Below are 11,463 nucleotides of genomic sequence, written 5' to 3'. Positions count from 1 at the left end.
GGGCTGCCCTCGGCTCCGAGATCGATTCTCATCGAAGACCCACACAAAATCAAACAGACAAAAAAATCCTGCGAGGGTACGCGCACGGCGTACCCTCGCAGGATTTTGTTCGTGCTGTCAGCCGGCCTGCTCGGCGAGCTTGAGGAACTGCTGCTTGCCCTCGAGCGCCTTCTCCGCCTCGCGGACGCGCTTGGCGTCGCCGGCGGCCCTGGCCCGCTCCAGGCGCTGCTCGGCCTCGGCGACCTGCTCCCGCATCTGGGCGAGCAGCGGGTTGGCCGACGGCTCGGTGCGGCGCCACGCGGAGTCCATCGCCTGGCGGAGCTTGTCCTCGATCGCGCGCATGCGGCGGTCGAGACTCGCCATGTTCTCCCGGGGGACGCGGCCGATGTCGTGCCACTGACCCTGGATCTCGCGCAGCTTGTTCTGCGCGCCCTTCGGGTCGGCGTCGACGTCGACGCTCTCGGCCTCGGCAAGCAGCGCCTGCTTGAGCTCCAGGTTGCCCTTGAGCTCGGCGTCACGGGCGGAGAAGACCTCGCTCCGGCGGGCGAAGAACGCGTCCTGCGCGGCCCGGAACCGGTCCCAGAGCTTCTGCTCCGCCTCCTTCGAGGCGCGGGGCGCGGCCTTCCACTGGGTCATCAGGTCCTTCAGCCGGGCGGCCGTGTCGGCCCAGTCCTCGGACGCGGAGAGCGACTCCGCCTCCTTGACCAGGTCTTCCTTCGCACCCTGGGCCTGCTTGCGCTGGCCGTCGAGGGTGGCGAAATGTGCGCCCCGGCGCCTGGTGAACCCGTCGCGGGCGGCCGCGAACCGCTTCCACAGCTCGCCGTCCGTCTTCTTGTCGATCCCGCGAATGGTCTTCCACTCGTCGAGGATCTCCTTGAGGCGGTCGCCCGCGGCCTTCCACCCGGTCGACTCGGCGGCGATCTTCTCCGCCTCCTCGACGAGCGCGACCTTGCGGGCCTGCGCCTCGGTGCGGGCGGTCTCCTTCGCGGCCTTCGCCGCGGTCGCGCTCTCCTCGGCCAGCGTGGTAAGCCGGTCGAGGCGGGCGGCGAGGCCGTCCACGTCGCCGACCACGTGGGCGTCGGACAGCTCGGCCCGAAGCCTCTTGACGCTGGTCAGGGAGGCTGCCGCATCGGCCGCGCCGGACTTCAGCCGCGCCTCGATGAGGTCGACCTCGGTCACCTTGTCCGCAAAGCGGCGCGCGAAGTGGGCGAGGCCCTCCTCGGGCGTTCCCGCCTGCCAGGATCCGACCACGCGCTCGCCGTCGGCGGTCTTGCAGTAGACCGTGCCGTCGGCGTCCACCCGACCGTAGGCGGTCCAGTCGCTCATCTGCCCATCCTCGTTCTTCCCGGCGTCCGGGGAAAGTACGTTTTCCTCCGGCCGCCGCCACCGCGCAGTAGGTTTCCTAAGAACTTCTCCCGGCATTGTCACAGGTACTCCCCCGTGTCCGTCGAGTGCCTGTTGACGACCGTGACCATACGGTGTTCTAGGTCGGCCGTGTGGCGGTTCCACACGCCCGTGCAGTTACCGTAGGTCGCGTGTCGTCACCCCCCGCATCCAGGGTCTTCCCCCGTTCGGGTCGCGTCGTGGCCGTCATCGGCCCGACCGCGGCCGGAAAGTCGGATTTGAGCATCGCGCTCGCCGAGGCGCTCGGCGGCGAGGTCGTCAACGCCGACTCCATGCAGTTGTATCGAGGCATGGACATCGGCACCGCCAAGCTGCCGGCCGCCGAGCGGCGTGGTGTGCCGCACCACCTGCTTGACGTCTGGGACGTGAGCGAGCCTGCCGCGGTCGCCGAATATCAGGTGCTGGCCCGCGCCGCGATCGACGACGTGGTGGCCCGCGGGCGGGTGCCGCTGCTGGTCGGCGGCTCCGGCCTCTACGTGCAGGCGGTTCTCACCGACCTCTCCTTCCCGGGTACGTCGCCGGAGTTGCGCGCCTCGCTGGAGTCCGAGCTGGCCGTGGCGGGTCCGGCCGCGCTGCACGAGCGACTCCGCGGGCTCGACCCGGCCGCGGCGGAGGCGATCCTGCCCAGCAACGGCCGGCGGATAGTCCGGGCGCTTGAGGTGATCGAGCTGACCGGACAGCCGTTCACCGCGTCGCTGCCGTCCACGCCCCGGCCGTTCTACGACAGCGTGAGCATCGGCATCGACAGGGAGACCGCCGCACTCGATGCCCGCATCGCCCGCCGGGTGGACCTGATGTGGCAGCAGGGCCTGGTCGATGAGGTCGCCGGGCTGCTCCCACTCGGCCTCCGCGACGGCCGGACCGCCGGGCGCGCGCTCGGCTACCAGCAGGCGATCGACCAGCTGGACGGCGTCTGCACCGAGGCCGTCGCCCGGGAGCGGACCACTGCGGCGACCCGCCGTTTCGTCCGGCGCCAGCGGTCCTGGTTCCGCCGGGACGCCTCGGTGCACTGGCTGGACGGCGGCGACGAGGACCTGGTCGGGTCGGCGCTGCGGTTGGTCGATCTCCCGGTCGGTGCGGAATGATGGTCAGGTGCAGTTCACCAAGGGCCACGGCGCCGGCAACGACTTCGTCATCCTCGAGGACCCGGACGGCGGGCTCGCGCTGACGCCGGCGCTTGTCGCCGCGCTCTGCGACCGTCATCGGGGGATCGGTGCGGACGGCGTGCTCCGGGTGGTGCGAAGCGCCAAGCATCCCGAGGCGGCCGACGGGGCAGCCGAGGCCGAGTGGTTCATGGACTACTGGAACGCGGACGGCACGATCGCGGAGATGTGCGGCAACGGCGTCCGCGTCTTCGCCCGCTACCTGGCCGCGGCCGGTCTGGTGGACGGCGACTCGTTCCCGATCCTCACCCGGGCCGGCCTGGTCCGGGCCGTGATCGACGGCGACGTCATCGCGGTGGACATGCCCGCGCCCCGGCTCGGCGTCGCAAGCACCGCAACGATCTCGCCGCTCGCGATCCCCGGCACCGCTGTCGACGTCGGCAACCCGCACCTGGTCGGCGTGCTCCCGGAGGGCGTCGACCTGGACGGCCTGGACCTGACCCGCGAGCCAGGCTTCGACCCGGCGGTCTTCCCGGCCGGTGTGAACGTGGAGTTCGTGACGCCGCTCGGGCCGCTGGACGGCTTCGACGCACACGTGCGCATGCGGGTCCACGAGCGTGGCTCCGGTGAGACGCTCGCCTGCGGGTCCGGCGCGCTCGCGGTCGCGGCCGTCACGCTTCACGATGCGGGCCTCACCACCGGCGCGGTCGCGGTCGACCTGCCCGGCGGCCGGCTCGTCGCCACGCGCGGCGACTCCGGGTGGACGCTCGCCGGCCCGGCGGTCCTGGTCGCCAGCGGCGAGACCACGCTGCGAGCGTGAACCGAGGCCGGCGCCGGTCTCCTGTGTGAGGATCCGGCGACGCGCGGGTTAACGTCCGGCTCGGTGCTTTAAACCGCCCTGACCTGCATGTTAGCGTCCGCGGCGTGGAGACCAGGCCTCTCATCGTCGCCCACCGCGGCTACTCGGCGATCGCGCCGGAGAACACGATTGCGGCGCTGCGCGCGGGCGTGCACGCCCAGGCTGCCTACCTGGAGATCGACGTGCACGCCAGCGCGGACGGCGTGCCGGTGGTCATCCACGACTACACGCTTGAGCGCACCACGAACGGCACCGGCCACGTCGCCGCGCACACCGCCGCCGAGCTGGCCGCGCTTGACGCCGGCACCTGGCACTCGCCGGAGTTCCGCGGCGAGCCGGTCCCGACGCTGGCACAGGTGCTCGACCTGATCGCCGACGAGCGGATCGGACTGCTGCTGGAGGTCAAGCCGTTCCTGCCCCGCGACCGCACCGCCGCGATCATCGACGAGATCGTCTCCCGTGACCTGACCGGCCGCGTACTGCTGCAGAGCTTCGACGAGACGGTGCTCCGCGACGCCCGCGACCTGGCCCCGGCCGCGCTCCGCCTCGGCCTGCTCCGCGAGGAGCTGGACCAGGACCCGGTCGCGGCGGCCCGCGCGCTCGGCTGCACCGCCTACAACCCGGGCGTCGACGCGCTGCTGGCCGCGCCGGAGGCCGCCGCGGACCTGCGCGCCGCCGGCCTGCTCGTCATGGTCTGGACCACCGACGACGTGCGGCAGTGGTCGGCGCTGACCGGCCTGGGGGTCAGCGCCATCATCACCAACCGCCCGGCCGAGCTGCTCGCCTGGCAGGGCGCGGCGGCAACGCATCGAACGGCAGCGCCGACGCCGGCCCGCTAGCCCATCGGTCTTTGTTCGTGCGAGCCCGGATCACGCCTCGGGATTCAATTGGTCTGGCAGGCCGCGGCCTGGACCGGCAGCGGCGCCGGGACACCGATCGTCGGCAGGCCGAGGTTGACGCCGGGTGTGCGTGCGGTACGGCCCGCTGCCCAGGCGTCGCCCGCGCGGGTGGTGCGGTGGGCCAGCGGCGCGCCGTCCGCGTTCAGGTGGTGCGGGGCGGCGTAGGTGATCTCGGTGTGCACGATGTCGCCGGGCCGGATCACACCGGCCAGGTCACCGGTGTTGAAGTGCACCAACCGGCCGTCCCGGGCCCGGCCGGTCATCCTGCCGGTGCGCTCGTCCTTGCGGCCCTCGCCGACCGCCACGAGCAACTCGACCTCGCGGCCGACGAGCGTGCGGTTCTCCGCCCAGGTGACCTCTTCGACGACCTCCATCAGGCGTCCGTAGCGGTCCTTGACCACGTCCTTCGGGATCTGGCCGTCCATGGTGGCGGCCGGGGTGCCGGGACGCTTCGAGTACTGAAACGTGAACGCGTTGGCGAACCGGGCCTCACGGACCACGTCGAGCGTGGCCTGGAAGTCGGCCTCGGTCTCGCCGGGGAAGCCGACGATGATGTCAGTGGTGATCGCGGCGTCCGGCATGGCGGCGCGCACCTTCTCGATGATGCCGAGGTAGCGGTCCTGCCGGTACGACCGGCGCATCGCCTTGAGCATGGTGTCCGAGCCGGACTGCAGTGGCATGTGCAGCTGGTGGCAGACGGACGGCGTCTCGGCCATCGCGGCGATCACATCGTCGGTGAAGTCCTTCGGGTGCGGGCTGGTGAAACGGATCCGCTCCAGGCCCTCGATCTCGCCGGTGGCGCGCAGCAGCTTGCCGAACGCGAACCGGTCGCCGAACTCGACGCCGTAGGAGTTGACGTTCTGCCCGAGCAGGGTCACCTCGAGCACGCCCTCGGCGACAAGCGCGCGCACCTCGGCCAGCACGTCGCCGGGGCGGCGGTCCTTCTCCTTGCCGCGCAGCGACGGCACGATGCAGAACGTGCAGGTGTTGTTGCAGCCCACCGAGACAGACACCCAGCCGGCGTAGGTCGACTCGCGGCGCGTCGGAAGCGTGGAGGGGAAGACCTCGAGCGACTCCAGGATCTCGACCTCGGCGTCCGCGTTGTGGCGGGCGCGTTCCAGCAGCGCCGGAAGCGAGCCGATGTTGTGCGTACCGAAGACGACGTCGACCCAGGGCGCCTTGGCGACGATGTCACCGCGGTCCTTCTGGGCGAGGCAGCCGCCGACCGCGATCTGCATGCCCGGGTGTGAGTCCTTCACCGGGCGCAGGTGGCCGAGGTTGCCGTAGAGGCGGTTGTCGGCATTCTCCCGGACGGCGCAGGTGTTGAAGACGACCACGTCGGGGTCGCCGTCCTGCGGCGCGCGCACGTAACCGGCCGCTTCGAGCAGGCCGGATATGCGCTCGGAATCATGCACGTTCATCTGGCAGCCGTAGGTGCGCACCTCGTACGTGCGGGCCTCGGACGGCGCGGGAATCGCTGCGGTAGTCATGGCGATGACCAGCGTATCCGGCGCGCCCGCCGACAGGTGAATCCGGTCCGGCCTCGATGCGTGCACCGGACGGTTACCATCGGTGCCGCCTTCGGGGGACCGGGGTCAAGTGTTGCCTCTCCGTGACCAACAAGGGTGCTTCCCGACACAAGGGCACCCTTACAGTTTGGCGCACAAGACATGGCGTGGCAGACAAGCCACGCAAATCTGAGGGTACGAGGAAGACGGTGACAAGCGTGTCAGAGGGCGAGCCGCTCATCGTGCTGGACCGGGTGAACAAGCACTACGGGCCCTTGCACGTGTTGCAGGACGTCAGCCTCTCGATCGACCGCGGCGAGGTTGTCGTGGTCATCGGCCCGTCGGGCTCCGGGAAGTCGACGCTGTGCCGGTCGATCAACCGGCTGGAGCCGATCAACGGAGGCACCATCACGTTCGACGGACAGCCGCTCCCGGCGGAGGGTAAGGCCCTGGCCCGTCTCCGCAGCGATGTGGGCATGGTGTTCCAGTCGTTCAACCTCTTCGCCCACAAGACGATCCTGGAGAACGTGACCCTCGGGCCGATCAAGGTCCGCAAGGAGAAGCCGGCGGCGGCCAAGGAGAGCGCGATGGCGCTGCTCGACCGCGTCGGCATCGCGAACCAGGCCGACAAGTACCCCGCGATGCTCTCCGGTGGGCAGCAGCAGCGGGCCGCGATCGCCAGGGCACTGGCCATGCGCCCGAAGGCGATGCTCTTCGACGAGCCGACAAGCGCGCTCGACCCGGAGATGGTCGGCGAGGTGCTCGACGTGATGACGTCGCTCGCCGCCGAGGGCATGACCATGGTCGTGGTCACGCACGAGATGGGTTTCGCCCGTCACGCGGCGAAGCGTGTCGTGTTCATGGCCGACGGCCAGCTGGTCGAGCAGGCGGCACCGGCGGAGTTCTTCGCCAACCCGCAGAGCGACCGGGCCAAGGACTTCCTGTCGAAGATCCTCACCCACTGATCCTGCACGCCCACCTCATCTGAACGTCACATTGCGGAGTTGTCGCCTTCACGGCAGTCCGCGACCTTAGAAGGAGAACAAGAATGCGTATTTCGCGCATGGCGGCGATCGCCACTGCGGCGGTCCTCGCGATGTCCGCCGCTGCGTGCGGCGACGGCAGCGACAACGCCGGTGGCGGCGGCTCCGCTGACGGCATCGTCGGCAAGGCGGCCTCCGGCAAGCTGGTCATCGGCGTCAAGTCCGACCAGCCGGGCCTGGGCCTGCAGACGGGTACCACGTACGAGGGCTTCGACATCGAGGTCGGCAAGATCGTGGCGAAGGGCCTCGGCCTGGACCCGGCGAAGGTCGAGTGGAAGACCACCGTGTCGGCCAACCGTGAGCCGTTCATCGAGCAGGGCCAGGTCGACCTCGTGATCGCCACCTACACGATCAACGACGACCGGAAGAAGAAGGTCGCGTTCGGCGGTCCGTACTACGTCGCCGGCCAGGACCTGCTTGTCGCGACCGCCTCCACGATCACCGGCCCGGCCGACCTGGACGGCAAGAAGGTCTGTTCCGTCGCGGGTTCCACCCCGGCGAAGCGGATCAAGGAGGAGTACCCGAAGATCGGCCTGCAGGAGTTCGACTCGTACTCCAAGTGCGTGCAGGCGCTCGGCACCGGCCAGGTGGACGCGGTGACCACTGACGACATCATCCTGGCGGGGTACGCGGCGCAGGCCGAGTACGCCGGCAAGTTCAAGGTCGTCGGCAAGCCGTTCAGCAAGGAGCCGTACGGCATCGGCCTGAAGAAGACCGACACCGCCGGCTGCAAGAAGATCAACGAGATCCTCGTGGCTGCGGTCGCGGACGGCACCTACAAGGCCGCCTGGGACTCCACGCTCGGCAAGGGCGGCACCCCGGCGCCCGCCGGCCCGACGGCCGCCGACCTGGCCAACTGCCCCGCCTGATCTCTCTCCCCCATTCGTCACCCCGCGGGGCCGGCCCTTCTTCCTGGCCGGCCCTGCGTCGTACCCGGCTAGGAAGCGATACATGGATCTCCTGAGCGATCCCGACAACCTGGATCTCTATCTCACCGGCTTCAGCTGGATCCTCCGCCTGACCGGCGCGGGTGCGCTCGGTGCGCTCGTGCTCGGCGTGATCCTGGCCGGATTCCGGGTCTCCCCCGTTCCGGTCCTGCGCGGCTTCGGTGCCGCCTGGGTGAACACGTTCCGGAACACCCCGCTGACACTGATCATCTTCTTCTGCTACTTCGGCCTGTACTCCACGCTCGGCCTGGAGATCGTCGAAGACATCGCGTTGAACAACTTCTGGCTGGGCGTCATCGGACTCTCCGTCTACACCGGAGCGTTCGTCTGCGAGGCGATCCGCTCCGGCATCAACACGGTGTCCGCGGGCCAGGCCGAGGCAGCACGTGCGCTGGGGCTGTCGTTCTTCCAGGTCCTCCGCATGATCATCCTGCCGCAGGCGGCCCGCGCGGTGATCGCGCCGCTCGGCAGCGTCTTCATCGCACTGGCGAAGAACTCGACGATCGTCGGCACGATCGGCCTCGCGGAGTCGTCGAACGCGATGAAGTCGCTGATCAACGACTACGGCAGCCAGACCATCCTGATCTTCTTCCTCTTCGCCGGCACGTTCGCGGCGGCTCTCATCCCCACCGGCTACCTCTTCGGCTGGATGGCGAACCGACTGGCGGTGAAGCGCTGACATGAGCACCAACGCGGTCCTCTACGACCACCCCGGCCCTCGCGCCCTGGTCCGCAACCGGATCCTCACCGTCATCTTCGGTATCGGGCTGCTCGCGCTGTTCTACTGGATCTACCTCAAGTTCGACGAGAAGGGCCAGTGGGCGCCCGCGCTCTGGAAGCCGTTCCTGGAGTCGAACACCTGGGTCAACTTCATCATTCCCGGCCTGGTCCAGACGCTCAGCGCCGCGCTTGTCGCAATGGTGCTGTCGCTGACGTTCGGCATGCTGTTCGCGGTGGGCAGGCTCTCCGACCACGTGTGGGTGCGGATTCCGGCCGGCGCGGTGGTGGAGTTCTTCCGGTCCGTGCCGCTGCTGCTGATGATCTTCTTCATCTTCTACGGCCTGCCGTACGTCAACGGCGGCGTGCCGATCACCGCGTTCTGGGCGGTCGTCATCGGCCTCACGCTCTACAACGGCTCCGTGCTGGCCGAGGCGTTCCGCGCCGGCGTCAACTCGGTGCCGCGTGGTCAGGGCGAGGCCGCGTTCGGCATCGGCATGCGCAAGAACCAGGTCATGCGGCACATCCTGATCCCGCAGGCCGCCCGCGCCATGCTCCCGGTAATCGTCAGCCAGCTTGTCGTCCTGGTGAAGGACACCGCGCTCGGCTACATCGTGGCGTTCCCCGAGCTCATGCAGCGCGGCGTCAACGACCTCGGTGCCAACCGGGCGAACGTGGTCGCCGCCGCCATCGTGGTCGCCGCGATCTACATCGTGGTCAACTCACTGCTCACGGCGCTTGCAAACTACATTGACCGGCGCACCAGCCGACGCGGAATCCGCGTCCCTCGCGGCGCGGCCAACCCGATCAGGGCCGCGCTGGAGCAGCCGACAGTTCCGGCCGGCACCAGCGTCTGAACCGCAGCACATCACCAGAAAGGGGCGCCCCTCGGGGCGCCCCTTTCTGGTGCTCCACACAACGTCCGGGAATCCGAGGACGGCCCGACCCGGCAATCGCCGACCTCCCGCGCCTACCAACATCCCTGCCCGGCACCACCCCACCAGCACGGAGCCAGCCGAGCTCCGCGACGGCATCGTGCGCCGGTGGCCTGCCGTCAGCTCTTCGGCGTGCGAGTCCGCCCGGGAGGCCTGGTTCTGTGGTCTGAGCCCGGCCGCCCGCGGGCTGGAAGCCCGCGGGAGCAAACGGGCCGGACCCCCGCGGGCGTGGGAAAATCAAGGTCTTAGCGGGCGATCTCGGTGACGCGGGACTCGCGGACGACGGTGACGCGGATCTGGCCCGGGTAGGTCAGCTCCTCCTCGATCTGCTTGGCCACGTCGCGGGCCAGCACCGCCGCGGAGATGTCGTCGACGTCCTCCGGGCGGACCATGACCCGGATCTCGCGGCCGGCCTGCATCGCGAAGACCTTGTCGACGCCGGATTTCCCACCGGCGATCTCCTCGATGCGTTCGAGGCGCTTGACGTAGGCCTCAAGGCTCTCCCGCCGGGCGCCGGGACGGCCGCCGGAGCAGGCGTCCGAGGCCTGGGTGAGGACCGCCTCGATGGTCTGCGGCGCGACCTCGTTGTGGTGCGCCTCGATCGCGTGCACCACGTCCTCGGACTCGCCGTACTTGCGGGCCAGGTCCGCGCCGATCAGCGCGTGACTGCCCTCGACCTCGTGGGTGAGCGCCTTGCCGATGTCGTGCAGGAACGCGCAGCGCTTGATCGTGGGTACGTCCAGGCGCAGTTCGGCTGCCATCACGCCGGCGATGTGCGCGGTCTCGACCAGGTGCTTGAGCACGTTCTGCCCGTAGCTGGTCCGGTACCGCAGCCGGCCCAGGTAGGTGACCAGCTCCGGGTGGATGTCGGTGATGCCGACCTCGACAAGCGCGTCCTCGGCCGCGCGCAGGCAGAGGCGCTCGACCTCGGACTTGGCGGTCTCGAAGACCTCCTCGATGCGGTGCGGGTGGATGCGCCCGTCGAGGACCAGTTTGTCGAGCGTGAGGCGGCCGATCTCGCGGCGCACCGGGTCGAAGCAGGAGAGGAGCACGGCCTCGGGGGTGTCGTCGATGATCAGGTTGACACCGGTGACCGACTCGAACGCGCGGATGTTGCGGCCCTCGCGGCCGATGATCCGGCCCTTCATCTCGTCGCTGGGCAGGTGCAGCACGCTTACCACGCTCTCCGCGGTCTGCTCGCTCGCGACCCGCTGGATCGCGTCGACTACCAGGTGGCGGGCGCGGTCCTCGGCGGTGTTGCGGGCGTCGCTCTCGATGTCGCGGATCAGGATCGCGGCCTCGCGCTTCGCCTGCGCCTCGATGCTCTCCACCACCTCGGTCTTGGCCGCGTCAGCGGTGATGCCGGCGATCCGCTCCAGCTCGCGCTGCTGCACCTCCTCGGCCGCGGCGACCGCGATCTCCCGCTCGGCGAGCGACGCCTCCCGGGCGCTGAGATCGCTCTCCCGGTCGGCCAGCCGACGCTCACGCTCGATCAGCCGGTCCAGCTCCTCGGCGTGCTGGCGCTCCCGCTCGTCGATCCTGGCCGCACGTCGCTCGACCTCGGCGCCCTGTTCCTTGACTGTCGCGTTGAGCAGCGCGACCTCGCGCTCGCCGCTGCGCCGGGCCGCGGCGCGGACCTGCTCGGCGTCGGACTCGGCCTGGCGGTGCGCCCGGTCCAGAATGGTGTCGGCCTCCGCGTGCGCGGCGTCCAGGACGCGGCGCGCCTCGGCACGGGCGGAGCCGGCCTCGGCACGGGCGGCGGCTGATTCGGTACGCGCGGCGGCGGTCTCGTTCTTCGCCTCCTCGACCGCGGAGGTGGCCTCGGCGGCGGCGGTCTGCAGCTTGGCGAGCGAGCGCTCCTGCTTGTCCTTCTGCGCGAGGAACTCGGGGTCGTCACCGGCCGGGACCGCTGGGGTAACCGGTTGCAGACGGCGCAGGACTCGGACACCGTAGGCGAGGCCACCCGCCACCAGCAGTACGAGCACCAGCACGAGCACGACGCTGATCAGCGCCACGGTCTGTGCCGTCATCGTCGAACCGGCTTTCCG

Annotated in this window: 10 protein-coding genes; 7 read left to right on the top strand and 3 right to left on the bottom strand. The window is 69.9% G+C overall.

What is annotated here, in order from left to right:
- Positions 1–117: 117 nt before the first annotated feature.
- A complete protein-coding gene (locus ACIA8K_RS21435; RefSeq protein ID WP_396061838.1) occupies positions 118–1,326 on the bottom strand; it encodes a DUF349 domain-containing protein in 1,209 nt (402 codons plus the stop codon).
- Positions 1,327–1,535: 209 nt separating this feature from the next.
- On the opposite strand from ACIA8K_RS21435, the gene miaA reads away from it, so the two are divergent.
- The 3 genes from miaA (at position 1,536) to ACIA8K_RS21420 (ending at position 4,205) form a co-directional block, all read left to right on the top strand.
- A complete protein-coding gene (gene miaA, locus ACIA8K_RS21430; RefSeq protein ID WP_396061836.1) occupies positions 1,536–2,489 on the top strand; it encodes a tRNA (adenosine(37)-N6)-dimethylallyltransferase MiaA in 954 nt (317 codons plus the stop codon).
- Between the two features lie 7 nt (positions 2,490–2,496).
- Positions 2,497–3,327 carry a diaminopimelate epimerase gene (gene dapF, locus ACIA8K_RS21425; protein ID WP_396061834.1) on the top strand — a complete coding sequence of 277 codons (831 nt, stop codon included), beginning with the start codon at positions 2,497–2,499 and terminating at the stop codon, positions 3,325–3,327.
- A 104-nt stretch (positions 3,328–3,431) separates the two neighbouring features.
- Positions 3,432–4,205 carry a glycerophosphodiester phosphodiesterase gene (locus ACIA8K_RS21420; protein WP_396061832.1) on the top strand — a complete coding sequence of 258 codons (774 nt, stop codon included), beginning with the start codon at positions 3,432–3,434 and terminating at the stop codon, positions 4,203–4,205.
- A gap of 44 nt (positions 4,206–4,249) precedes the next feature.
- Here ACIA8K_RS21420 and miaB read toward each other — a convergent pair whose 3' ends face one another.
- Entirely contained in the window at positions 4,250–5,761 is a 1,512-nt protein-coding gene (gene miaB / locus ACIA8K_RS21415) for a tRNA (N6-isopentenyl adenosine(37)-C2)-methylthiotransferase MiaB (protein ID WP_396062221.1), read from the bottom strand.
- 230 nt (positions 5,762–5,991) lie between these two features.
- Here miaB and ACIA8K_RS21410 point away from each other — a divergent pair, with 230 nt between their 5' ends.
- From ACIA8K_RS21410 to ACIA8K_RS21395, 4 genes are all read left to right on the top strand, one after another.
- The gene (locus tag ACIA8K_RS21410) at positions 5,992–6,738 is read left to right on the top strand and encodes an amino acid ABC transporter ATP-binding protein (RefSeq protein WP_396062219.1); all 747 of its coding nucleotides are present in this window, start codon (positions 5,992–5,994) and stop codon (positions 6,736–6,738) included.
- Positions 6,739–6,821: 83 nt separating this feature from the next.
- Complete coding sequence (locus ACIA8K_RS21405; protein WP_396061830.1) at positions 6,822–7,685, top strand: glutamate ABC transporter substrate-binding protein; 864 nt, start codon at positions 6,822–6,824, stop codon at positions 7,683–7,685.
- Positions 7,686–7,767: 82 nt separating this feature from the next.
- Positions 7,768–8,442 (top strand): amino acid ABC transporter permease, encoded by a 675-nt coding sequence (locus tag ACIA8K_RS21400; protein WP_396061828.1) that lies wholly within the window; start codon positions 7,768–7,770, stop codon positions 8,440–8,442.
- A gap of 1 nt (position 8,443) precedes the next feature.
- The gene (locus tag ACIA8K_RS21395; RefSeq protein ID WP_396061826.1) at positions 8,444–9,337 is read left to right on the top strand and encodes an amino acid ABC transporter permease; all 894 of its coding nucleotides are present in this window, start codon (positions 8,444–8,446) and stop codon (positions 9,335–9,337) included.
- A gap of 323 nt (positions 9,338–9,660) precedes the next feature.
- On the opposite strand, the gene rny is transcribed toward ACIA8K_RS21395, so the two are convergent.
- Positions 9,661–11,445, bottom strand: a complete 1,785-nt coding sequence (gene rny, locus ACIA8K_RS21390; protein ID WP_396061824.1) for a ribonuclease Y — start codon at positions 11,443–11,445, stop codon at positions 9,661–9,663.
- Between the last annotated feature and the right edge of the window lie 18 nt (positions 11,446–11,463).

Source organism: Catenuloplanes sp. NPDC051500, from assembly GCF_044454585.1.
In the GTDB taxonomy this organism is placed as follows: domain Bacteria; phylum Actinomycetota; class Actinomycetes; order Mycobacteriales; family Micromonosporaceae; genus Catenuloplanes.
This window is presented reverse-complemented; position numbering and strand designations above follow the sequence as displayed.